This is a genomic window from Bacillus sp. NEAU-CP5, from assembly GCF_026420705.1.
GTDB classification, from domain to species: Bacteria; Bacillota; Bacilli; order Bacillales; family Bacillaceae; genus Bacillus; species Bacillus velezensis.
Window position 1 is genome coordinate 308,580 of sequence record NZ_JAPMOV010000001.1, and the last position, 25,002, is coordinate 333,581.

General features: G+C 46.1%; 23 protein-coding genes. All 23 read right to left on the bottom strand.

Going from position 1 to position 25,002, the window contains the following annotated elements; all coding sequences use genetic code 11:
* Positions 1-106: 106 nt before the first annotated feature.
* Complete coding sequence (pnp, locus tag OTK50_RS01040; RefSeq protein WP_224224269.1) at positions 107-2,230, bottom strand: polyribonucleotide nucleotidyltransferase; 2,124 nt, start codon at positions 2,228-2,230, stop codon at positions 107-109.
* Between the two features lie 175 nt (positions 2,231-2,405).
* Positions 2,406-2,675, bottom strand: coding sequence for a 30S ribosomal protein S15 (rpsO, locus tag OTK50_RS01045; RefSeq protein ID WP_003154182.1), 270 nt, complete (start codon positions 2,673-2,675; stop codon positions 2,406-2,408).
* Positions 2,676-2,840: 165 nt separating this feature from the next.
* Positions 2,841-3,782, bottom strand: coding sequence for a bifunctional riboflavin kinase/FAD synthetase (ribF, locus tag OTK50_RS01050; protein WP_007611467.1), 942 nt, complete (start codon positions 3,780-3,782; stop codon positions 2,841-2,843).
* Between the two features lie 19 nt (positions 3,783-3,801).
* On the bottom strand, positions 3,802-4,731 hold the full coding sequence (gene truB, locus OTK50_RS01055) for a tRNA pseudouridine(55) synthase TruB (RefSeq protein WP_224224268.1): 930 nt from the start codon (positions 4,729-4,731) through the stop codon (positions 3,802-3,804).
* A gap of 84 nt (positions 4,732-4,815) precedes the next feature.
* Positions 4,816-5,169, bottom strand: coding sequence for a 30S ribosome-binding factor RbfA (rbfA, locus tag OTK50_RS01060; protein ID WP_003154185.1), 354 nt, complete (start codon positions 5,167-5,169; stop codon positions 4,816-4,818).
* 16 nt (positions 5,170-5,185) lie between these two features.
* On the bottom strand, positions 5,186-5,464 hold the full coding sequence (locus OTK50_RS01065; RefSeq protein WP_003154188.1) for a DUF503 domain-containing protein: 279 nt from the start codon (positions 5,462-5,464) through the stop codon (positions 5,186-5,188).
* On the bottom strand, positions 5,461-7,611 hold the full coding sequence (gene infB, locus OTK50_RS01070) for a translation initiation factor IF-2 (protein ID WP_007611462.1): 2,151 nt from the start codon (positions 7,609-7,611) through the stop codon (positions 5,461-5,463). Before infB ends, OTK50_RS01065 begins: the two co-directional genes overlap by 4 nt.
* A 19-nt stretch (positions 7,612-7,630) precedes the next feature.
* On the bottom strand, positions 7,631-7,933 hold the full coding sequence (locus OTK50_RS01075; RefSeq protein ID WP_003154192.1) for a YlxQ family RNA-binding protein: 303 nt from the start codon (positions 7,931-7,933) through the stop codon (positions 7,631-7,633).
* Position 7,934: 1 nt separating this feature from the next.
* Positions 7,935-8,210 carry a glucose-induced regulator RulR gene (gene rulR / locus OTK50_RS01080; protein ID WP_003154193.1) on the bottom strand — a complete coding sequence of 92 codons (276 nt, stop codon included), beginning with the start codon at positions 8,208-8,210 and terminating at the stop codon, positions 7,935-7,937.
* Positions 8,211-8,223: 13 nt separating this feature from the next.
* Entirely contained in the window at positions 8,224-9,345 is a 1,122-nt protein-coding gene (gene nusA, locus OTK50_RS01085; RefSeq protein WP_003154195.1) for a transcription termination factor NusA, read from the bottom strand.
* A gap of 39 nt (positions 9,346-9,384) precedes the next feature.
* Positions 9,385-9,855 (bottom strand): ribosome maturation factor RimP, encoded by a 471-nt coding sequence (gene rimP, locus OTK50_RS01090; protein ID WP_007409801.1) that lies wholly within the window; start codon positions 9,853-9,855, stop codon positions 9,385-9,387.
* 239 nt (positions 9,856-10,094) lie between these two features.
* On the bottom strand, positions 10,095-14,408 hold the full coding sequence (locus tag OTK50_RS01095) for a PolC-type DNA polymerase III (RefSeq protein WP_088462126.1): 4,314 nt from the start codon (positions 14,406-14,408) through the stop codon (positions 10,095-10,097).
* A 111-nt stretch (positions 14,409-14,519) separates the two neighbouring features.
* Positions 14,520-16,214, bottom strand: a complete 1,695-nt coding sequence (gene proS / locus OTK50_RS01100) for a proline--tRNA ligase (protein ID WP_088462127.1) — start codon at positions 16,212-16,214, stop codon at positions 14,520-14,522.
* Positions 16,215-16,245: 31 nt separating this feature from the next.
* On the bottom strand, positions 16,246-17,514 hold the full coding sequence (gene rseP, locus OTK50_RS01105; protein ID WP_088462128.1) for an RIP metalloprotease RseP: 1,269 nt from the start codon (positions 17,512-17,514) through the stop codon (positions 16,246-16,248).
* A 6-nt stretch (positions 17,515-17,520) separates the two neighbouring features.
* On the bottom strand, positions 17,521-18,672 hold the full coding sequence (dxr, locus tag OTK50_RS01110) for a 1-deoxy-D-xylulose-5-phosphate reductoisomerase (RefSeq protein ID WP_224224267.1): 1,152 nt from the start codon (positions 18,670-18,672) through the stop codon (positions 17,521-17,523).
* A gap of 55 nt (positions 18,673-18,727) precedes the next feature.
* On the bottom strand, positions 18,728-19,525 hold the full coding sequence (locus OTK50_RS01115; protein WP_007409796.1) for a phosphatidate cytidylyltransferase: 798 nt from the start codon (positions 19,523-19,525) through the stop codon (positions 18,728-18,730).
* A gap of 3 nt (positions 19,526-19,528) precedes the next feature.
* Complete coding sequence (locus OTK50_RS01120; protein WP_007409795.1) at positions 19,529-20,311, bottom strand: isoprenyl transferase; 783 nt, start codon at positions 20,309-20,311, stop codon at positions 19,529-19,531.
* A gap of 125 nt (positions 20,312-20,436) precedes the next feature.
* A complete protein-coding gene (gene frr / locus OTK50_RS01125) occupies positions 20,437-20,994 on the bottom strand; it encodes a ribosome recycling factor (protein ID WP_003154212.1) in 558 nt (185 codons plus the stop codon).
* A gap of 2 nt (positions 20,995-20,996) precedes the next feature.
* Entirely contained in the window at positions 20,997-21,719 is a 723-nt protein-coding gene (gene pyrH, locus OTK50_RS01130) for a UMP kinase (protein WP_003154213.1), read from the bottom strand.
* Positions 21,720-21,864: 145 nt separating this feature from the next.
* Positions 21,865-22,746, bottom strand: a complete 882-nt coding sequence (tsf, locus tag OTK50_RS01135; RefSeq protein WP_007611455.1) for a translation elongation factor Ts — start codon at positions 22,744-22,746, stop codon at positions 21,865-21,867.
* Between the two features lie 99 nt (positions 22,747-22,845).
* Positions 22,846-23,586 carry a 30S ribosomal protein S2 gene (gene rpsB / locus OTK50_RS01140; protein ID WP_007611453.1) on the bottom strand — a complete coding sequence of 247 codons (741 nt, stop codon included), beginning with the start codon at positions 23,584-23,586 and terminating at the stop codon, positions 22,846-22,848.
* Positions 23,587-23,729: 143 nt separating this feature from the next.
* On the bottom strand, positions 23,730-24,197 hold the full coding sequence (locus OTK50_RS01145) for a DUF6115 domain-containing protein (RefSeq protein WP_088462130.1): 468 nt from the start codon (positions 24,195-24,197) through the stop codon (positions 23,730-23,732).
* A gap of 27 nt (positions 24,198-24,224) precedes the next feature.
* Entirely contained in the window at positions 24,225-24,989 is a 765-nt protein-coding gene (gene sigD / locus OTK50_RS01150) for an RNA polymerase sigma-28 factor SigD (RefSeq protein ID WP_003154217.1), read from the bottom strand.
* Positions 24,990-25,002: the final 13 nt, after the last annotated feature.

Sequence of the window (25,002 nt, forward strand, 5' to 3'; positions counted from 1 at the left end):
CCCCCCTCCTCACACATTATGTATGAGGAGGACAAGGTAGAACCCGTCTGTTGTCTTTCTCAAAATAAAGAAGCCGGGTCTCCCAGGCTCCTTGTTAGGTTTTCATTTAAGATTGTTGTTGTTCCTGTTCTTTTTCTTTCTCTTCGCGCAGCACTGCTTTACGCGACAGATTCACTCGTCCCTGTTTGTCAATTTCAGTTACCTTCACAAGGATTTCGTCACCGATTTTCACAACATCCTCAACCTTGCCGACCCGTTCGAGCGCTAGTTCAGAGATGTGAACGAGACCGTCTTTTCCGCTGAAAATTTCAACGAAAGCGCCGAATTTCTCAATCCGTTTGACTTTACCGAGGTAAAGCTGGCCGACTTCGACTTCTCTGACAAGATCTTCGATGATTTTTTTCGCTTTTTGGTTGCTGCTTTCATCAGTAGAAGAAATAAAGATGGTGCCGTCTTGTTCAATGTCAATTTTAACACCGGTATCTTCAATGATTTTGTTGATTTGTTTACCGCTCGGTCCGATAACGTCACGGATTTTATCCGGATTAATGTTCATCGTTAAAATTTTCGGCGCATATTGAGAAAGTTCTTTTCTTGATTCACCAAGCGTGCTGAGCATGCTGTTCAAGATTTCCATTCTTCCTTTTTTCGCCTGCTGAAGCGCTTCTTCAAGAATTTCTCTTGAAAGGCCTTCAATTTTAATGTCCATTTGCAGCGCTGTCACGCCTTTTTCCGTGCCGGCTACTTTAAAGTCCATGTCACCGAGGGCGTCTTCCATCCCTTGAATATCCGTTAATACCGTATAGTACTCGCCTGATTTCACAAGTCCCATCGCAATACCCGCAACAGGGGCTTTAATCGGAACACCTGCGTCCATCATGGCAAGCGTGCTCGCGCAAATGCTGGCCTGTGAAGTGGAACCGTTTGATTCAAGCACTTCGGATACGAGGCGGACCGTATACGGGAAGTCTTTTTCATTCGGAATGACCGGCTCAAGCGCACGCTCTCCAAGAGCACCGTGACCGATCTCACGGCGTCCCGGTCCGCGCATCGGGCCTGTCTCCCCTACGCTGAACTGCGGGAAGTTATAATGATGCATAAAGCGTTTTGATTCTTCCACGCCTAAACCGTCAAGAATCTGAACGTCCCCAAGGGCGCCTAATGTACAAACGCTGAGCGCCTGCGTCTGTCCTCTCGTAAACAGCCCGGAGCCGTGCGTTCTCGGCAGAAGACCGACTTCTGAAGAAAGCGGGCGGATCTGATCAACGCCGCGGCCGTCCGGACGGATTTTTTCTTCTGTGATCAAACGGCGCACTTCGTTTTTCACGAGTTTAGACAGTGTCTGTTTCACTTTTTTAATCGTATCTTCATCATGCTCTTCTTCTTCGAATTTCGCGACAACTGCATTTTTCACTTCATTGATCGCGTTTTCGCGAGCATGTTTTTCGTGAACCTGAATGGCGCTGAGAAGATCCGGCTCCGCAAGGCTTTTTACTTTTTCGCTGAGCTCTTCGTCAATTTCATACAGTTGGATTTCTGTTTTCTCTTTGCCGACTGCTGCGACGATTTCTTCTTGGAATGCGATCAGGCGCTTAATTTCTTCGTGACCGAACATAATCGCCTCAAGCATGATTTCTTCAGGAACTTCATCCGCTCCGGCTTCCACCATGTTGATGGCGTCTTTTGTGCCTGCAACGATGAGGTTGATATCACTTTTTTCAAGCTGGTCAACCGTCGGATTGATAACGAATTTACCGTCAATGCGGCCTACCGTCACACCCGCGATCGGGCCTTCAAACGGGATATCGGAAACGCAAAGAGCGAGTGATGAACCGAACATTGCAGCCATTTCAGATGAGCAGTCCTGATCAACACTCATGACAATGCTGATGACCTGTACTTCGTTACGGAATCCGTCTGCGAAAAGCGGGCGGATCGGACGGTCGATCAGACGGCTGGCTAAAACGGCCTTTTCACTTGGACGGCCTTCTCTTTTAATAAAACCGCCCGGAATTTTACCTACTGCGTATAATCTTTCTTCATAGTTAACGGTAAGCGGGAAAAAATCTAGCGGTTTCGGTTCTTTTGATGCGGTTGCTGTGCTGAGCACTGCAGTATCGCCGTAGCGAACCATGACAGCGCCGTTTGCCTGTTTGGCAAGCTGGCCGGCTTCTACTGTAAGCTGTCTGCCGGCCCAATCTATGGTAAAGACATGTTTCTCTTGTCCCATTCGATTACGAGCTCCTCTCTTAATGTGTGAAATAATCAATTACTCCTATTATGAACGAAATGAATTGAACATATCAATGTCAAAGTAGTATGTAAAAGGATTTCATTGTTTTTTTTATCATTATTTTTTTCGCTTTAATACGATAAAAAAGCGGGAATCCTCCCGCTTTTTACGATTATCGACGTAAGCCTAGTTTGTTAATTAACTCACGGTAACGAGTTACGTCTTTATTACGCAGATACGTAAGAAGATTACGACGTTTACCTACCATTTTAAGAAGACCGCGACGTGAGTGGTGATCTTTCTTGTGAGTACGCAAATGCTCGTTCAAGTTGTTAATTGAGTCTGTTAGGATAGCGATCTGAACTTCTGGAGATCCAGTATCAGATTCGTGTGTTTTGAACTCACTGATGAGTTGATTTTTACGCTCTTGAGTAATTGCCATCCTGTTTCACCTCCATATCATAATTAGCCCCAGTTACCTAGCAACCGTCGGTGACTTCGGATTGCCAAGCAATGGTTTTAAGACTACGAAACATATGATACTAAAAATCGCGCCCATATGCAAATCTTTTAGAAGAAAATTTGTGTACTTTTGATGTTTTTTCCGTTATTTGCTGAAAAAACGGATCGCTTCTTGTTTGTCTTTCCCGATCTGAGCCGTCAGCTCATCGATGCCGTTAAACTTCCGTTCGCTTCGGATTCGTTTGTACCACTCGATTTTAACGTCTTCTCCGTATACATCCTGTTGAAAATTAAACAAATGGACTTCAATTGACGGCTGATCGGGACGCTTTTCATAAAAGGTCGGTTTGTAGCCGATGTTGCAGACGCCTTCATACACCTCGCCTTTTATTTCAGCTTTCACTGCATACACACCTGTCGGCGGCACGATATAACTGTTGTGCAGGCCGACATTCGCGGTCGGAAAACCGATGGTTCGGCCTCTTTTGTCTCCGTGAATCACAGTGCCCCGGATAAAATACGGCTGGCCGAGAAGAGTGTGCGCAAGTTCAACGTCACCATCCTGGAGCGCTGACCGGATATAAGTGGAGCTGATCTTTCTGTCCTGCTCGGTCTGTTTCTCGACAGTCGTGCATCCGGCCTTGCCGTTTAAATCGTCCGGCAGCGTCTCCATCGTGCCTTTTCCGTATTTTCCGTACGTAAAATCGAAGCCTCCCACAGCGTGCCGCGCGTTTAACCCTAAAATATACTCCTCGGCAAACTGTTTTGGAGACAGAGACGCAAACGCTTCATCAAACTTTACGACATACAGCACATCAGCGCCTAAACGTCCGATCTGGCTGATTTTATCTTCAAGCGGCGTAATCAGATCCTTTGGCTCTTTGTCCCTGCCCAACACATGGGAAGGGTGAGGATGAAACGTCATAACGGCCAGCGACAGGCCTTTTTCTTCGGCTATTTGTCTGGCTGTTCCGATTACTTTCCGGTGTCCCAAATGAACGCCGTCAAAGTAGCCGAGCGCCATGACAGACGCCGGCTGCTCTTCTTTTTGTAAATGATGCGGATGAGAAATATGTATCGTCTTCACAGAACGGTCACCTTTTTTCTTATTGTTCGCTTTTTTGCATGAGCACTTTAGCCGGTTTCAGCAGTCCTTTTTTTGAAGGATGCGGCATATAAATGGCCACACATTCTCCGTCTTCAGTACAGACCGCTATACGGGCGTCAGCTGTCATTGCAGAAAATTCCGCCGGGATGTCAAACACTGACCCGTTTTCAGCTTTCTTAGCTAATGTATCACTTATGACCCATTTCGGCAAATGATTGAGCGCTCTTTCAATCGGCACGGCATGCTCTGCAACCGTTCCGTCTGAAACCTGCTGTTCAAGTTCCCCAAACGTGAAACACTCATCAAGGCTGAAATCGCCGGAAGCGGTGCGGATGAGATGCGACATATGCGCGGGATAGCCGAGTTTTTCACCGATTGTCACCGCCAATGTTCTGACGTAAGTGCCCTTTGAGCACGTGACTGTAAAGCGGAATGATGCTGTGTCTTCTTTATAAGTGACAGGGGAAGTGAGCGCGGTATCTTCAATCGTGATATTCCGCTTCGGCCGCTCCACTTCAATACCCGCCCTGGCGTATTCATAGAGCTTTTTCCCGTTGACCTTTACAGCGGAATACATCGGCGGCACTTGCTCCTGCGGTCCCTTCAGTTCGTCTAAAACGGCTTTGATATCCGCTTCTTTCAGCGGCTCCTTGACAGGTTTTACGCTGACCGTTTCTCCAGTCTGGTCTTCGGTCGATGTGGAGAAGCCGAGAGTGATCTCAGCATCGTACGTTTTTGACTTGTCGGTGACGTACTCAACAATCTTTGTGGCCCGTCCGACACAGATCGGCAGTACGCCAGACACTTCCGGATCAAGCGTTCCCGTATGTCCGACTTTCTTTGTTTTTAACAGTTTTCTTATTTTCATTACACAGTCGTGAGAAGTCATGCCGACCGGTTTATGTAAAAGGAGAACTCCGTTAACCATCTGTCTTTCGCTCCTTTGTTATCAATTTTATCCCGTAAAACGCAGAAAAGAGGACAGACGACACTCGCCCATCCTCTTTCCTTGTTATTCAGACGGTTTATCTGAATGCAGTTCGTGAATCAATGTTTCAATACGATTGCCGTACTCAATTGATTCATCAAATTCAAATTCAAGCTCAGGCGTTTTGCGGAGTCTGATTCGGCTGCCGATTTCGGAACGGATAAATCCTTTCGCTTTCTCAAGCCCTTTCAGCGCCTCCTCTTTCTTTTTCTCTCCGCCGAGAACGGAGATATACACCTTCGCTATTTGTAAATCACCTGAAACACGTACGTCTGTTACAGTGAGAAATCCGATTCTCGGGTCTTTCAGCTTTCGGCTGATAATATCCCCGAGCTCTTTTTTCATCTGCTCGCCGACACGGTTTGCTCTCATACTCAATTCAATCACCTCTAAGTTAAAACCACTCTGTTCTAGTGATCGTCCGTTCTATTTCGGGAAAGGAGTCAATAAACGCGAGTACGCGCTGGATCTCCTTTTCCGCCTGAACGTGAGAGGAGGAGACGACGGCGATTCCGAAGCTGGTCCGCTGCCAAGTGTCCTGATAGCCGATTTCTGCAGCCGACACGTTGAACTTATTCTGAACCCTCGTTATAATCCGCTTCAGAACGGCTCGTTTCTCCTTTAATGATCCCGCATCATAAATGATGCATTCACATTCCGCAAATCCGATCACTTTCTTTCGATTTCCTGCATGACATACGCTTCAATGATGTCGCCTTCGCGAATGTCATTGTATTTCTTAATTGTAATACCACATTCATATCCTTGTGAAACTTCTTTCACATCATCTTTGAAGCGTTTCAGAACGTCTACTTCCCCTTCGAAGATGACCACGCCGTCACGGATCAGGCGGAGTCCGCTGTCACGTGTAATGTGGCCGTCTGTTACATATCCGCCGGCAATCGTGCCGATTTTCGACACTTTGAATGTTTGGCGCACTTCAACCTGACCGATGACTTTTTCTTCGTATTCAGGATCAAGCATTCCTTTCATCGCCGCTTCAATTTCTTCGATGACTTTGTAAATGATACGGTGAAGACGGATATCTACATTTTCAGCTTCAGCCGTGCTCTTAGCATTTCCGTCTGGGCGCACATTAAACCCAATAACGATTGCATTTGAAGCAGATGCGAGAATGATGTCTGATTCCGTAATCGCACCGACGCCTGTGTGAATGATTTTCACTTTTACGCCTTCTACTTCAATTTTTTGAAGAGCGGCTGTTAACGCTTCGGCTGAACCTTGAACGTCAGCTTTTACGATTAAATTGATGTCTTTGACATCGCCTTGTTTAATTTGTTCAAACAGATCATCGAGGCTCAGCTTCGCTTTGTCGCTGCGCTGTTCTTCCAGTTGCTTGGAAGCGCGTGCTTCACCGACAGAACGGGCTGTTTTTTCGTCTTTAAAGACGAGGAATTGATCGCCAGCCTGCGGTACGTCGTTTAAGCCCGTAATTTCTACAGGTGTGGACGGTCCGGCTGTTTTCACGCGGCGGCCGAGATCATTGACCATGGCCCGCACGCGGCCGAATGTATTTCCGACAACGATCGGATCTCCGACATTCAATGTTCCCGTTTGAACGAGAAGTGTCGCGACAGATCCTCTTCCTTTATCGAGCTCAGCTTCAATAACCGTTCCTTTTGCCTGACGGTTCGGATTGGCTTTCAGCTCTTCCACTTCACTGACAAGCAGAATCATTTCGACAAGCTCGTCAATTCCCTTGCCTGTAAGAGCGGACAGAGGAACGAAAATCGTTTCTCCTCCCCATGCTTCAGGAACGAGTCCGTATTCAGTCAGCTCCTGCATGACACGGTCAGGGTTCGCGCTTTCTTTATCCACTTTATTCACGGCAACGATAATCGGAACCTCAGCCGCTTTCGCATGGTTGATGGCTTCGACTGTTTGCGGCATAACGCCGTCATCAGCCGCTACGACTAAAATGGTGATATCAGTTACTTCCGCACCGCGCGCACGCATTGTTGTGAACGCCGCGTGTCCCGGAGTATCTAGGAACGTGATTTTTTTGCCGTTTTCTTCGATCTGGTAAGCCCCGATATGCTGGGTGATTCCGCCGGCTTCACCTTCAACAACTTTTGTTTTTCTGATGCTGTCAAGGAGGGTCGTTTTCCCGTGGTCAACGTGGCCCATGATCGTCACGACAGGCGGACGGATTTGAAGATCTTCTTCTTTGTCAGCCTCTTCATATTTTTCAAGCTCAGTTTCTTCAAGCACAATCACTTCTTCTGTTTCTACACCGTATTCAGATGCGATCAGTTCGATTGTGTCTTTGTCAAGCTCCTGGTTAATGGTAGCCATTACGCCCAGAAGCATCAGTTTTTTAATGAGTTCAGACGGTTCTTTGCCAAGTTCTTCGGCTAAGGCCCCGACTGTTAAAGAGCCGGAAAACGTAATTTTCTCAGGAAGCTCTTTTTTCGGTTTCAGCGGTTTTTGCTGATACTGATTTTTGTTGTTATGATTGCGTTTGTTTTTGTTTTTGTTGTTGTTGTTATTCTTCTTGTTTTTGTTAAATTGATTATTCTGCACGTCATTCTTCTTTCCGTCTCGAATTTTGTTTGGTTGATTCCCAGCAGGCTGCTGATTAATCCCTTGCGGCTTGTTTTTGTTCGTTTCCGCAGGCTTCTGAGATGTAACGCCGGCGCCGCCTTTTTTAAATTTCGCATCAAGCTGCTTAATGGTCTTTTCTTCAAGCATTGCCATATGGTTATTTACTACTATATCCATGTTTTTCAGCGCAGTCAAAATTTCCTTGCTTGAAACATTGATGGCTTTTGCATATTCGTAAACTCTCATTTTAGCCATTCGTTCACCCCCAAAAATATTAATCGAGCAAGCTGATCAGCTTATTCGCAAAACCTTGGTCAGTGACGGCGACAACGACACGTGATTCCTTGCCGATAGAGCGGCCGAGATCCGCGCGGCTTTCGACTTTTTTATAAGGCACTTTATAATAATTGCATTTATCGGATACTTTTTTTGCAGTATTCGCAGATGCATCTTCTGTCAGCAGAACAAGTTTTGCACGCGCATTTCTAATTTCTTTTATAACCAAGTCCTCGCCCGACACGACCTTACGAGCTCGATTGGCCAGACCCAGCAAGGGAAACCATTCCATTCCAGACATGTTATTTTTTCACCTTTTCCGCCAGTTCCAGCAATTCTTCGAAAATCTGGTCATCGATTTGTGATTGAAATTGATTTTGCAATGTGTTTTTCTTTTTCGCAGCTAAGATGCATTCTTTCTCAAGGGTGATATAGGCACCCCGTCCGTTCTTCTTTCCGGTCGGATCGACTGAAATCTCTCCTTCTTTAGAACGGACAATTCGGATCAGTTCCTTTTTAGGCTTCATTTCCCCTGTTACCACGCATTTGCGCAGAGGAATTTTTTTTCGCTTATTCACCTAAAGTCACCTCTTATTCATCCGATTCGGCTGTTTCAGGCTCCATAAAGAGCGGCTCTAAATCGTCATCTTCTTCATGCTCTCTCGGATAGATGCCAAGGTCTCTTGCATCCGTTTCACTTTTGATATCGATTTTCCAGCCTGTCAGTTTCGCGGCTAAGCGGGCGTTTTGCCCTCTTTTTCCGATTGCCAGAGAAAGCTGGTAATCAGGAACGATGACAGTCGTGGCTTTTTCTTCTTCGCTGACGATGACATCCAGCACTTTAGACGGGCTGAGCGCATTGGCAACAAATTCAACCGGATCATCAGACCAGTTAACGATATCAATTTTTTCGCCTTTCAGTTCATTGACGATCGCCTGCACGCGCTGGCCTTTAGGACCGACGCATGAACCGACCGGATCAACGTCAGGGTCATCAGTGCGGACGGAGATTTTAGAGCGGTCGCCCGCTTCTCTGGCAACGGATTTCAGTTCGACCGTTCCGTCATAAATTTCCGGCACTTCGATTTCAAAAAGACGCTTCAACAGACCAGGATGCGTTCTTGATACATAGATCTGCGGCCCTTTTGTCGTTTTTTCGACTTTTGTGATAAATACTTTAATCCGATCGTGCGGTTTATAGCTCTCATTCGGCATTTGTTCATTGACGGGCAGCAGCGCTTCAATCTTGCCGAGAGACACGTAAATAAACTTGCTGTCTAAGCGCTGTACAATTCCCGTCATGATGTCTTCTTCACGATCGATAAATTCTGAGTAAATCACGCCGCGCTCAGCTTCACGGACACGCTGCGTCACCACTTGTTTCGCCGTCTGCGCAGCAATGCGGCCGAAGTCTTTCGGCGTTACTTCTATTTCAACGACATCTCCGACAAGGTAGTTCGGATGGATGTGCTGGGCGTCGTCAAGCGAGATTTCAAGTCTTGAATCGTATACCTCGTCTACGACATCCTTTCTTGCGAACACGCGGATCGTGCCCGTCTCACGGTTCAGATCGACCCGTACGTTTTGCGCCTGGTTAAAATTTCGCTTGTACGCGGAAATTAAGGCAGCTTCAATTGCTTCGATGATAATGTCTTTACTGATGCCTTTTTCTTTTTCAAGAATAGTGAGAGCATCTAATAGTTCACTGCTCATGTTAGCGGTCTCCCCCCTTAAACACTAATACTTCATTCATTAAAATGTTACAGCTAATCTTGCGTTAGCTATTTTTTCATACGGAATATTGACCCGTTTCTTTCTTGTTTTGACCGTCATCTCTATTGTAACAGTTTGTCCATCGAATTCAGCCAATTTGCCTTCAAACACTTTTAAACCGTCAATCGGTTCGTACGTTTTCATGTACACATTTTTGCCCAGTGATTTTTCGAAGTCGGCTTTTTTCTTTAATGGACGCTCGGCTCCAGGAGAAGATACTTCAAGAAAGTAGTTCTGGGTGATCGGATCGGCCTCATCCAGCTTTTCGCTTAACGCTTCGCTGACTTTGGCGCACTCCTCAATATCAACACCGTTCTCGGAATCAATAAACACGCGAAGGAACCAGTTTTGACCCTCTTTGACAAATTCAATGTCTACGAGTTCAAGCTGAAGGTCATCCAGTATGGGCTGAGCCATTTCTTGAACGGTATCAGTCACTTTTTTGCTCATGTTTTTCCTCCTTGTGCTGTCGATATCATATCAGCCGTTCCTCTGCATAAAAACCCTGCTTCAAAAGAGCAGGGGCATGGAGAAAACGATGGACATGTCGAGGCAAAATTGCCTGTTCAATACAAAAGAGCGGGTTTCCCCACTCTTTGCCTCGGTAATCGTTAGCATTTCCAATAAAACTATACCATAACCATATATTTAATGCAAATCAAACTCCGCTCGGAGGCTGTGCACAAAGCTTAAAACAGAGACAGCTGATTTTGGTCCGGAAGCGACTCAAGACAGCCGTGACGGTCTAAATACTCTAAAATGGTTTTTGACACTTTTCCGCGTTTTTGAAGATCCTCTTTTGAAAGGAACTCCCCTTCTTTCCGCGCTTTCACAATATTGAGAGCGGCGTTGGTTCCAAGTCCCGGAATTGAGTTGAACGGCGGGATGAGACTGTTGCCGTCAATGATAAATTCCGAAGCGCTCGAACGGTATAGATCGACCTTCTGGAAGGAATAGCCGCGCTCACACATTTCAAGCGCAAGCTCTAACACGGTAAGAAGGTTTTTCTCCTTCGGCGAAGCATCAAGCCCTTTAGAGCTGATATCATCCATCACCGCTCTAATGGCGGTCGAGCCTTTAATCATTGTATCAATGTCAAAGTCATCTGCGCGGACGGTAAAATACGCAGCATAATATAAAAGCGCGTGATGCACTTTAAAATAGGCAATCCGCACCGCCATCAGCACGTATGCGGCGGCGTGGGCTTTCGGGAACATGTATTTGATTTTTTTGCATGAATCAATATACCAGTTCGGCACATTGTTCTTTTTCATTTCTTCTTCCCATTCCGGCGTCAGGCCTTTGCCTTTACGGACGAATTCCATGATTTTAAAGGCCAGTGAAGGCTCAAGGCCCTGATAGATCAAGTAAACCATAATGTCATCACGGCAGCCGATCACTTCGCTCAGTTCACACGTATTGTTGTGTATCAGTTCCTGCGCATTGCCGAGCCATACGTCCGTTCCGTGAGAAAGCCCGGAAATCTGGACAAGCTCGGAGAACGTCGTCGGCTTCGTATCCTCAAGCATCTGCCGCACAAATCGCGTCCCGAATTCAGGAATGCCGAGCGTCCCCGTTTTACAGCCAATCTGCTCTTCAGTGACGCCGAGCGATTCTGTGCCTTGGAAAATCTTCATAACTTCCGGATCATCTGTCGGAATCGTCTTCGGATCAATTCCGCTTAAATCCTGGAGCATCCGGATAACGGTCGGATCATCGTGCCCTAATATATCAAGCTTCAGCAGGTTGTCATGAATGGAGTGGAAGTCAAAATGAGTCGTTTTCCATTCAGACCCCGTCGCATCTGCCGGGAATTGTATCGGTGAAAAATCGTAAATATCCATGTAATCCGGGACAACGATAATCCCCCCCGGGTGCTGGCCGGTCGTTCTCTTAACGCCGGTGCAGCCTTGCACCAGACGGTCGATCTCCGCGCCGCGCATGTGTAGGTTGTGATCGCCCGCATAGCCTTTCACATATCCGTAAGCCGTCTTTTCCGCGACGGTGCCGATCGTTCCAGCGCGATACACGTTATCTTCACCGAACAATACTTTCGTGTAGTTATGGGCATGGGGCTGATACTCACCTGAGAAGTTCAAGTCGATATCGGGTACTTTGTCACCTTTAAAGCCTAAGAACGTTTCAAACGGGATATCATGTCCGTCCTTTTTCAAAGGGGTGCCGCAAGACGGGCAGCTTTTATCCGGAAGGTCAAAGCCGGAACCGACTGATCCGTCATTAAAGAATTCGGAATATCGGCAGCTCGGGCACACGTAGTGCGGAGCGAGCGGGTTCACTTCAGTAATTTCCGTTAAGGTCGCCACAAGCGATGAACCGACGGACCCCCGGGAGCCGACGAGATAACCGTCATCCAGAGACCGTTTTACAAGCTTATGAGAGATGAGATAAATAACGGCGAATCCATGACCGATGATACTTTTTAATTCTTTTTCTATTCTCGCTTCCACAATTTCGGGAAGCTCTTCACCGTAAATGCTTCTGGCGCGCTGATAGCTCATTTCACGGATCTCTTCATCGGCTCCGTCAATTTTCGGCGTGTACAGATCGTCTTTGATCGGTTTGATCTCATCGATCATCGAAGCGACTTTCTGCGTATTGTCAACCACGATCTCTTTCGCTTTTTCCGCACCGAGGAAGGAGAAAGCATCCAGCATTTCATCTGTCGTTCTGAAGTGCACTTTAGGCAGTTCGTGTCTGTTTAACGGGTTGGCGCCGCCTTGGGAAGATATTAAGATCTTCCGGTAAATTTTATCCTCATCGTTTAAATAGTGGACATTTCCCGTAGCCACGACCGGCTTATTCAATTTTTCTCCGAGCTTCGTAATGTTGGCGATGATTTCTTTCAGCGCTTTTTCATCCCGGACGAGCTCAAGCTGCAGAAGGTGTCTGTATACTTCCGGCGGCTGCACTTCAAGATAATCATAGAAGGATGCGATATCTTCAACCTCTTCAGGAGATTTTTGCATCATGCCTTCAAAGACCTCTCCCCTGTCACAGGCAGAACCGATTAACAGACCTTCTCTGTATTTATTAAGCTGCGACCTCGGAATGCGCGGCACTCTGTAGAAATATTGAATATGAGAAATGGACACGAGCTTAAACAGATTTTTAAGGCCGGTCTCATTTACGGCAAGCAATGTAGCGTGATAAGGCCTTGATCTCTGATAAGCATTGGATTGTCCCATATTCTCATTCAGCTGATCATGATAAAAAATGTCTTTTTCAGCGGCATCTTTGAGCATTTTCAACAGCAGGTAGCCCGTTGCTTCAGCGTCAAAGACCGCTCGGTGATGCTGGGTTAATTCGATATCAAACTTCTTACATAACGTATTTAAGCGGTGATTTTTAAACTCAGGATACAGGAAACGCGCGAGTTCCAGCGTATCAATGACCGGATTTTTCGCTTTTTCCGTTTTCAAAAGACGCTTGTACGCCACATTTAAAAATCCCATATCAAAGCTGGCGTTATGAGCCACAAGCACGTCATCGCCGATCCATTCTTTAAAATCCCGTACGACGTCAACGACATCGGGAGCGTCGCGGACCATGTCATCCGTAATCCCGGTAAGCTCTATCGTCGTTGCTGACAGCGGATGGTGCGGATTGGCGAACGCTTCGAATTTATCGATGATTTCTCCGCCTCTTATTTTGACTGCGGCAAGCTCAATGATCGTGTCATACACTGCGGACAGACCTGTCGTTTCAACGTCAAAGACGACGTATGTGTCTTCTTCCAGGAGACGGTGAGCTGGATTGTATGCGATCGGAACGCCGTCATCTACGATATTGGCTTCCATTCCGTAAATCATTTTAATGCCGTGTTTTTTCGCGGCGGAATAGGCATCCGGGAAAGACTGCACAACGGCATGATCAGTTAACGCAATCGCTTCATGTCCCCATTTTTTCGCCTGTTCGACAAGCTTTCCGATGCCCGTTACAGCATCCATTTGGCTCATCGGAGAATGCAGATGAAGCTCAACCCGTTTTTCGCCTTCAGGAGCGGTGTCTTCACGGGTTTTGGCTTTTATTTCATTCACGTCATTTGCAATCATGACGAGGTCTCTGACGAATGTATCGTTTTGAATGCTTCCCCGCGCCTTCACCCACATGCCTTTTTTCAGCGTTTTCATCAAAGCGGCGTCTTCTTTTTCTCTGGCGAACATTTTTACTAAAATGCTGTTTGTATAGTCCGTGATTTTGAAAATGCAGAGCGTGCGTCCGCTTTTCAGCTCGCGTGTTTCAGCATCAAACACAAACCCCTGCACCGTAATTCTTCTTTCTTCATCCATGATGCTGTCAAGCGTCCGGATTTCTTCGTTCTCTTTAATTTGATAGCCGATGACAAGCGGTCCGGACGGTGCCTGATCTTCATCGCCCTCTTTTTCCTTCTTCTCCATCTCGATAAGCGCCTGCATCGCCCGCTCCTGATCTTCAGCAAGCTTTTGCTCGCGGAATTTCTGGACTTCTTGGTCAGATACGAAAATTTCGGTATCCAGCTGCAGTTCCGGAAAGCCGAATTGGCGGTAGCTGTGCTGAATCAGCGCGCTGTATTTATTTTTGAGCGCAGATGCTTCTGTATCTGTTTTTGTTTTCACGATCAGTTTGTTTCCCTTGAGCTTCGGCTTCTGCTGATTCAAAAGAGCCACCATCGGCGGCGAGGTTCCTTCAAGCTCTTCAATACAGCGTGTCCAATAATCCTGTACAAGCTCCTCTGTCACTGTAGGGTCGATGACCTGAACAGACGATGTGACACGGGCGATGTGAGCAAACGATTGTGTTAACCTCATCATGAATGAATCATATATTTGATACGGCAGAAGAGCCTTAAAGCGAAATTGGAAATGCCAGGCCTTTTCTGCTTTATGGATTGTCAGTTTATCAATCTCTCCGTCTTCAAAGTATGTCATGAAGGTATCATCTGTCATATTAAGCTGCTGCAGAAGAATCTGAAACTGTCTTCTGTTTACTGATAACTGTTCCATTCAGACAGTATCCCTCCCTTAAAACATCATAAGTGAAGGTACCTCCGCAGGTGATGAGGTACCTTCTTTTTTCTCTATTTTAACATGATTTTGTATGATTCGTTATGGTGTTTACTTCGTCTTGATAAATTCAGAAAGCTCATCCACTGAAACTTCGGCAGATTCACCGGTTTTGCGGATTTTCACTTCTACGATGCCTTCATCGGCACGTTTTCCGACAGTGATGCGGATCGGAAGGCCGATCAGATCAGAATCAGCAAATTTTACGCCTGCGCGTTCAGCGCGGTCATCGTATAATACCTCATAACCTTCCGCCTGGAATTTGCCGTAAAGCTGTTCAGCAAGCTCTTTTTGCGCTTCGTTTTTCATATTCAGCGCCAAAATATGAAGGTCATACGGAGCAACGCTTTTCGGCCAGATCAAGCCTTTTTCGTCGTGATGCTGTTCAGCGATGGCTGAAAGCGTTCTGGACACGCCGATTCCGTAACATCCCATCAGCATCGGCTGCGCACGCCCGTTCTCATCAAGGTATGTCGCATTCATCGCTTCAGAGTAACGCGTGCCGAGTTTAAAGACTTGTCCGACCTCAATCCCTTCAGCAAAACGGATCGTACCTTTTCCGTCAGGTGACGGATCGCCTTCCTTAATGATTCGAAGATCGGCATATGCTTTTACTGACGCGTCACGTTCGATGTTTACGTTTCGGTAATGACGGTCTTTTTCATTCGCGCCGCTAACGGCGTTTACCATTACTTTTACGGCTTGGTCGGCATAAATCTCAATGTCGCCGGCAGCGCCGATCGGCCCCGCAAATCCCGGCTCCGTGCCAAGTTTCTCGGCTACTTCTTCATGAGACGCAAGCTCAACCACTTCCGCGTTCAGAAGGTTTTTCACTTTCACGTCATTGACCTCATGATCGCCTCTTACTAACACGAGAACAAATCGGTCATCAGCTTTAAACAGCATTGATTTAATGCAGGCGCTCGGCTCGATCTGCAGGAACGAAGCAAGCTCTTCAATGCTTTTGACATTCGGCGTATCAATTTTCTCCAATGCCTCGGGTGTTTCATCTGACGGCTCGCTGTTCATGACAACTTCCGCCATTTCCGTATTGGCTGCGTAAGAGGATCCATCGGAATAAGCGATGGTATCTTCCCCTATTTCAGAAAGAGCCATAAATTCATGCGTGTCTTTTCCGCCCATCGCGCCCGAGTCGGCAATAACGGGACGGACGTTTAATTCACAGCGTGCGAAAATGCTGCTGTATGCGCCGTACATGTTTTGGTATGTTTCCTCCAGACTTTCTTCAGAAGCATGGAAAGAATACGCATCTTTCATGATGAATTCGCGTCCGCGCAATAACCCAAAACGCGGGCGTTTTTCATCTCTGAATTTAGACTGGATCTGGTAAAGAGTGAGCGGCAGACGCTTATAAGATTTCACCTCATCGCGCACGAGAGAAGTAATGACTTCTTCATGTGTCGCGCCTAAAGCAAATTCACGGCCGTGGCGGTCTTTCAGACGCATTAATTCAGGCCCGTACGTATACCACCTGCCTGATTCCTGCCATGTTTCAGCCTGCTGAAGGGCCGGCATCAGCATTTCCACCGCGTTGATTTTTTCCATTTCTTCACGCACGATCTTCTGAATGTTTTGAATGACCCTGTAAGCCAGGGGCATGTAACTGTAAACCCCGCTCGTATTTTGTCTGATAAATCCCGCTCTCAGCAGAAGCTTATGGCTTTTTGCTTCAGCATCAGCCGGCACTTCTCTCAGGGTCGGAATAAGCGTCAAACTTTGTCTCATGTCTTCGCACCTCTGATTTTTTACTAGTCAATTATAAGAATAAACGCTGGATATCGTTCCATGTGACAACCAGCATAAGAAGCATTAAGAAAGCTACGCCGATAAATACGACAAATGCTTCCTTGTCACGGTTTATCGGCTTGCCGCGGATTGCTTCAATGAATAAAAACAGCAGCCGCCCGCCGTCAAGCGCCGGTATCGGCAGCAGGTTGACAATTCCCAGGTTGATGCTTAAAAACGCCGCAAACTGGAATAGGTTGATAATACCGGTTTTTGCAACTTGATCCGTCATATCATAAATGCCGACAGGACCCGAAAGCATATCAAGCTTAAACTGGCCTGTCACAAGTTTGCTCAGATTGGTCAGGATCGCTTTTGTGACATCAACGGTAGATGTCGCGCCGTAGGCAATCGCTGCAAGCGCGCCTTTTTCAGTCGGCGCATAAGAGCCGAAGCGGCCGATTGTTTTTTTATTTTCATCTTTTACAGCTTCAGGTGTAACCGAGATATGAAACGATTTGCCGTCCCGTTTGACGGCGACATCGATTTTTTTTCCGGGATTTTCTTTTACCGCTGTCACGATGTCGGTCCATGACCTCATTTTTTCACCGTTAATGCTCTGGATATAGTCGCCTTCTTTTAAACCGGCAGCCGCTGCGCGTCCGTTGTCTGTCAGCTTCCCGAGCTCAGGCTGATTCGAAGGCACGCCTTGAATGAATCCAAGCATGACGAGAATGACATACGCTAAGATGAAGTTCATTATCGGACCGGCAGCAATCGCCTTAATCCGCTTCCATACGGGTTTAGACCCGAATTGTCGATTGTAAGGCGCAATCTGCACTTCTTCTCCGTCTACGATAAAAAAGGAGGTCTGACTGACAGTAAAGCCCGACAGTTCATCTTCTTTCCCCTGCTCGTACCCGGTAATCTTCATTTCGTGCTCAAGATCAGCCGTCTCCACCTCGATAATTAAAGCGTCGGGATATTTTTCCTTTTGATTAATGATGACTTTTTCCACTTCGTCATCTTTATTAAAAAGAAGCCCGACAGTATAACCGGGTTTGACTTCGATCATCTCCGGGTCTTCACCGGCCATGCGGACGAACCCGCCGACCGGAAGGAGTCTGATCGTATACACGGTTTCATTCTTTTTAAATGAAAAGATTTTAGGGCCGAAGCCGATCGCAAATTCACGGCAAAGGATTCCCGCTCTTTGGGCGAGCAATAAATGCCCCAGCTCATGGAAAAAAACGAGCGTTCCGAAAATAATAATAAACGCGATAACTGTATTCACGAACATACCACCTTATGTGAGTATTGAATTAACGTATCCCCGGGTGTCTTTGTCCACTTCTTGGATATCCGCAAGACTCGGATCCTGAATTACGCTGTGGCGGTCCAATGCTTTTTCAATCAGGTCCTCAATCGATAAGAATGAAATCCGTCCGGCAAGAAAAGCGGCAACGGCTTCTTCGTTGGCCGCATTTAAAACCGTCGGCATCGTTCCCCCTATTTTACCTGATTCAAAGGCAAATTGTAAGCAGCGGAACCTTTCAAAGTCAGCTTTCGCAAAATGGAGGCTTCCGATCTCCCATAATTCAAGCCTTTTTGTTTCAGGCAGAGGCAGCCGGTCCGGATATGTCAGCGCATATTGAATCGGCACCCTCATGTCCGGATTTCCGAGCTGGGCGATGACGCTTCTGTCGTGAAATTCAACCATCGAATGAATGATGCTCTCCTTATGTAATACAACGTCAATCTGTTCATACGGAATGTCAAACAGCCAATGCGCCTCAATGACTTCAAGTCCTTTATTCATCATTGTAGCCGAATCAATCGTAATTTTTGCGCCCATCGACCAGTTCGGGTGGTTAAGGGCGTCGGCAATCGTTACAGACTCAAGCTCCTGCCGCGTTTTATCTCTGAAACTGCCGCCGGATGCCGTAATGATCAGGCGCTCGATATTTTTGCTCTGTTCGCCTTGCAGCGCTTGAAAAATAGCGGAATGTTCGCTGTCGACCGGAAGAAGAGGAACGCCGTATCGTTTTGCGTGTCCTTTCACTATATGCCCGGCAGTGACGAGAGTTTCCTTATTTGCAAGCGCAATTGTTTTTTTCTGTTCAATCGCTTTCAAAGTCGGGATTAAACCGACGCTTCCAAGCAGCGCATTGACCACGATATCCACTTCGTCCATGACTGCCGCTTCAATCAGGCCTTCTTCTCCGATGCCGATTTGACAGTCATGAGAAAAAGACACTTCTTTCACTTTTTGGTATGTATCCATGTCGCCGACTGCTACATATTTCGGCTGAAACGTTCTGATCAACGGGATCGCTTTCTCGGCGTTTTTACTGAAAGTCATCGAGACGAGACGGAACTGATCTTGATGCATGCGCAATACGTCTAACGTCTGCTCCCCTATTGATCCTGTTGCTCCTAAAAGACAAATATTCTTCAAAATGCCACTCCCATTCTATGCGTCCAGATCGGTCTTATTTTCATATTAGCCTTTCTCATGAAAAAAGCGCAAGCAGAAAGTATAAGAACGGCATGACAAACAAAAAGCTGTCAAATCGATCTAAAATGCCGCCGTGCCCGGGAAGGATTTTTCCCGAATCCTTCACATCATAGTGCCGCTTAAGCGCTGATTCAACCAAATCCCCGATCTGTCCGAACACAGACAGAACAAGCGTGATGACCAAAAGAACCGGGTATGAAATCGGAAGGTGCGCAAACAGCTGAAAAACAGCCGTAAAAATAAGGGCGATGACAATACCGCCGAGAAACCCTTCCACTGTTTTGTTGGGGCTGATTTCAGGCCACAGTTTCCGCTTCCCGAGCGACTTTCCGACGAAATATGCGCCTGAGTCCGTTGACCATATGACAACGCAGGCATAAAAGATATACAAAAGCCCGTTTGTTTCAATGTTTCTGATTTCAATAAAATAATGAAAACACAGTCCGATATATACCGTCGCGAGAACGATAAACCCGACTTCGTCAAACGTAAAGGTGTTTTTCACGAGCACCGTATAGCTGAGCAGAATCAATACGGCGAAAATCGTTACTTCCATTTTCGCATCGAAAAAATGATACTTGTCCGGCATCATATACAGCCATAACAACAAGAGGCTGATCAGACCCGGAAAAGAAAAAAATCTGAGCTTTTTCATCCGCAAAAGCTCAAAAAGCGCTATACTTCCCATCACGTAAACAAATACGGTGAACGGCAATCCTCCGAAAATAACCAAAAATAAAAATAGTGCCGCTGCCAGAACACCTGTTAACAATCTTTGTTTCATTTCCACCATCCTCTAAATTCCGCCAAACCTCCGGCCCCGCTGCTGAAATTCTCCCACTGCCTGCAGAAAGTGATCTTCTTTAAAATCGGGCCACAGGACATCTGTAAAAACAAATTCACTGTAAGCCACCTGCCAAAGCATAAAGTTGCTCAATCTGATTTCTCCGCTCGTTCTGATGAGCAGCTCCGGGTCCTGGAGTGATTCTGTCATTAAATGCCCGGAAAAGAGCGCTTCATCAATGTCTTCGATATTCAGCGTGCCGCTTTTCACCTGTTCAGCCAGGGCTTTTGCCGCATTGACGATTTCCGTGCGTCCGCCGTAGTTCAAAGCGAAATTGAGAATCAGCCCGTCATTTTGTTCTGTATCTTTTACGGCCTTCTCAATCGCCCTGTACGTATGAGAAGGGAGCGCGGATTCATCTCCGATAATTTTCACCTGTACATTTTCCTCTATTAATTCAGGAAGATACGTATTCAGGAACTCTTCCGGAAGCTTCATCAAAAAGTCGACTTCCATCTTCGGGCGCTTCCAGTTCTCCGTTGAAAACGCATAAAGAGTCAGAACTTTAACGCCGAGCTGACTTGCGAGCTTTGTCACCCTTTTTACCACTTTCATTCCTTCATGATGTCCTGCAATCCGAGGGAGTGAGCGCTTCTTCGCCCAGCGTCCGTTTCCGTCCATAATAATGGCAATGTGTGCGGGAATTTCACCCTTCAGTATGTCTTCTTTTGTATACCGTTCTAAGTTGGAAGCCGCATTCTGCTGATTCTTCCAATTTTTGAGTATGTTGAGCATGAGATTCCTCCGTCACCCAAAAAGGTTGCGTTGCTGATGATCAATGTAATCAACAGTATTAACAAAAAAACCCCCTGTAAACATGAGAGGGTCTTTTCACATTATCTATTGTACATAGTTTTTCATTAAACTTCCATGATTTCTTTTTCTTTGTCCTTTGTGACACTGTCAATTTTTGACACATATTCATCTGTCAGCTTTTGAACGTCTTCACTGGAAGCACGAAGCTCGTCTTCTGTAATGTCTCCGTTTTTCTCAAGTTTTTTGAGGTCATCGTTGCTGTCACGGCGGACATTACGGACTGCTACTTTCGCTTCTTCCGCGTATTTTTTCACGACTTTGACAAGTTCTTTACGTCTTTCTTCCGTCAGAGCCGGGATCGCGATGCGGATAATTGTGCCGTCACTTGTCGGCGTTACGCCAAGATCAGCTTTCAGGATCGCTTTTTCAATATCGCCGATTGCCGTTTTGTCATACGGTGTGACAACAAGCATACGCGCTTCAGGCACATTGATGGAAGACAGCTGGTTTAAAGGTGTTTGGGCACCATAGTATTCTACTGTCACTTTATCCAATAGAGATGGGTTGGCACGTCCTGCGCGGACTGACGCCAATTCACGTGAATAAGCGGCAACCGCTTTTTCCATGCGTTCTTTTGTTTGTGTTAATACTTCGTTTGACAACGTTATTTCCCCCTTACGATCGTTCCGATTGATTCGCCGATTACGGCACGCTTAATATTTCCTTCTTCCATAATAGAAAAGACGATCAGCGGAATATCATTATCCATACATAGTGAAGAAGCCGTAGAATCCATGACTTCCAGCCCGTCTTTTAACACATCGAGATAAGATAATTTTTCGTATTTAACGGCTGACTCATCTTTTCTCGGATCAGCATTATACACACCGTCGACATTATTTTTCGCCATTAAGATCACGTCCGCTTCGATTTCAGCTGCACGCAGCGCTGCGGTTGTGTCCGTAGAGAAATAAGGGTTTCCTGTTCCCGCGGCAAAAATAACAACGCGTTTTTTCTCCAGGTGGCGGATGGCTTTTCTTCTGATGTAAGGCTCAGCGACCTGACGCATTTCAATTGATGTCTGCACTCTGGACTGAATTCCGAGCGTTTCCAGGCTGTCCTGCAGGGCAAGTGAGTTCATGACAGTAGCAAGCATGCCCATATAATCGGCCGTCGCACGGTCCATTCCTAAGTCACTGCCCGTTTTTCCGCGCCATAAGTTGCCGCCGCCTACGACTACGGCCACTTCGACGTCAAGCTCAGCGATTTCTTTTACCTGTTTAGCGATGGATTGGATGACAGTCGGATTAATGCCGTTTCCCTGCTCTCCTGCCAATGCTTCTCCGCTAAGCTTTAAAACGATACGATTGTATTTTGGTTTTTCCATAATAACCTCCAAGTGTAAACATTGCCGTTTCCTATTATGCAAGAGAAAAAAAGGTTTGTAAATATAGTTTTAAAAATAGGGAACACAAGTAGTGTCCCCTATACTGCCTGAAAAGCCGCGAAAGATTCGCCAAGGCTTTCCGCCATTATTTTTTCACTTGGTTCATAACTTCTTCAGCAAAGTTTTCTTGGCGTTTTTCAATACCTTCTCCAACTTCGTAGCGGACGTAAGTTTTAACAGATGCGTTTTTCGCAGCCACAACTTGTTTCACTTTTTCGTCTGGGTTTTTAACGAAAGCTTGGTCTAATAAGCAAATTTCTTCGAAGAATTTGTTCAGACGGCCTTCAACCATTTTAGCTACGATGTTTTCCGGTTTGCCTTCTTGAAGAGCTTGCTGAGTCAGAATCTGACGCTCATGGTTTGCTTCTTCTTCAGACACTTGGTCGCGGGAAATGTAACGAGGGTTTACCGCTGCAACATGCATCGCGATGTCTTTTGCAAGATCTTCGTCAGTTGTTCCGCTAAGAACGGATAATACGCCGATGCGGCCTCCCATGTGAAGGTAAGCACCGAACGCTTCGCTGTCTTCTTTTGAAATAACAGCAAAACGGCGAAGAGTGATTTTCTCTCCGATTTTAGCAACGTTGCTTGTGATGTATTCTTCAACAGTAGAACCGTTTTCCATCTTTTGACCCATCGCTTCTTCAAGATCAGCAGGAGCGTTTGCAAGAAGGTGGTCAGCAAGCGTGTTCAGAAGCTCTTTGAAGCCTTCGTTTTTCGCAACGAAATCAGTTTCAGAGTTTACTTCTAAGATAACGCCTTTGTTGCCGTCAGTTTTAATAAGAGTAGAACCTTCAGCAGCGATACGGTCAGCTTTTTTAGCCGCTTTCGCAATTCCTTTTTCTCTCAGAAGGTCGATTGCTTTGTCCATATCTCCGTCAGTTTCAGTCAATGCTTTTTTACAGTCCATCATACCAGCGCCTGTTTTTTGACGCAGTTCTTTTACCTGCTGTGCAGTAATAGCCATTTGAATTCCTCCTTATATGTGTAAACAAGATATGTATAGATACATTTTTCTTGAAAAAAGGTGATAAAAGGCAGTCCCTCTTATCACCTTTTGATTAGGTTACGCAGTTGTCGTTTCTGTTTCAGGTGCAGTCTCTTCAGCAGCTTCCGCTTCTTCTTCGCCTTGCTTCGCTTCAAGAATAGCATCTGCCATTTTAGAAGTAAGAAGTTTGACAGCGCGGATTGCGTCATCGTTTGCAGGGATTACGACATCAATTTCATCAGGATCACAGTTTGTATCTACGATTCCGATGATAGGAATGTTCAATTTGTGAGCTTCCGCAACAGCGATGCGCTCTTTGCGAGGATCGATGATGAATAATGCATCAGGAAGATCCTTCATGTCTTTAATTCCGCCGAGGAATTTTTCAAGACGCTCTAATTCTTTTTTCAATTGAACAACTTCTTTTTTCGGAAGTACTTCAAATGTACCGTTTTCTTGCATTTTCTCGATGTCTTTCAGACGCTTAATGCGTTTTTGGATTGTTTCGAAGTTTGTCAGTGTACCGCCCAACCAGCGTTGGTTGACATAGTACATGCCAGAGCGTACAGCTTCTTCTTTAACAGAATCCTGAGCTTGTTTTTTTGTGCCGACGAAAAGGATTTTTCCGCCTTCAGCAGCAAGGTTTTTCGTGAAGTTGTAAGCTTCCTCTACTTTTTTCACTGTTTTTTGAAGGTCAATGATGTAGATTCCGTTACGCTCCGTGAAAATGTAACGCTTCATTTTTGGGTTCCAGCGGCGTGTTTGGTGGCCGAAGTGAACACCAGCTTCAAGCAATTGTTTCATAGAAATAACTGACATGTGATTTCCTCCTAATAAAATGGTTTTTTTCCTCCGCTTAGGTCATTTTTGTGCAGAACTGCCGTTTGCAGCACCCTCTGCATAAATCGTTAAGCGTGTGTATTTAACACCAAGACATAATATAACACAGCTTTATGCGACAATCAAGAATCCTTTACAGCTTTGCCGCGAAATTTTAAAAACAGCTCGATTTCTGTCTTTCCGCTCTGCATCCGTTTGGCGATTTCCGCGGGGGTGAGCCCTTGTTCATATAATTTTGAAACACGTTCTTCAAACGAATGCGCGCCCCTGTTTTCGTCACTTTCAGCCCGTTCCGTTGCACTGATAAGCTTTTCCATGTGGTTCGGAATATCAGGCTCTTCTTTCGGTTCCGCCAGGGGTTCGGCGTCTTCTGCGTCCGGCGCTTGACGGCTTTTTGCGTCTTCGAGTCTTTCATTTTCTTCTTTCAGCTCAAGCAGAAACGCTGCAAGGGTGTTTTCCGTCTCTTCAAGAATCTTCTTCTGCTGGCGCTCCGTCTCCTTGAGGGCTGAAAACCTCGTGTACAGAATAATGACGGCATAAAGCAGTACGCCGTGAAGCACAAAGCTTAAAAGCCATAATAGTGTTGACATGTTTTTCACTCGCTAACCATGAGTTCATTATTGAATTACTTTTTCAAGCAGGTGCTTTAATTTAAACAGCGCCTTTGAATGAATCTGTGAAATCCGCGACGTCGAAAGGTTCAGGACTTGTCCGATTTCGGTCAAAGTCAGTTCTTCTTTATAGAATAAACTGACGACAAGCTGCTCTTTTTCAGAGAGCTCGTGAATTTTGCCCGCAAGCTGAGCGATCAGCTCGTCCTTCATGATTTTTTCTTCCGGCGGCACATTTTTGTCATCTCTGATCATCACTTGAATATTCTCACCGTCATCCTGGTCGTGAAGCTTTTCATCAATGGATAAGAGATTGGCAAAAAACCCTTCATTCATCGTTGATACTACGTCCTGCTCCGTCATCCCCAGCTCTTCTGCGATCTCTGAAGGCGTCACATTCCGAAGGTAGCGCTGTTCAAGTTTTTCGATCGCCGCTTCGACTTTTTTTGTCTTCTCCCGTGAAGTTCTGGGCAGCCAATCTTCTTTACGCAGCCCGTCGATGATTGCACCGCGAATTCTAAACGAGGCATAGGTATCAAATTTTAAATCCCGGCCGGGGTCAAATTTTTCCAGGGCATCATATAAACCAAGCATACCAAGGCTCATTAGATCGTCTTTATGCACCGATTTCGGCAGTCCGACGGAAATTCTGCCGACATGATATGTGACCAGCGGCATGTAACGGCGCATTAAATCATCACCGGCTTTAGGATCTTTCCACTCTTTCCAGCGCGACCAAAGCACCTGATCTTCATAATTCAAGGATTGCATTGTTATCCCCCTA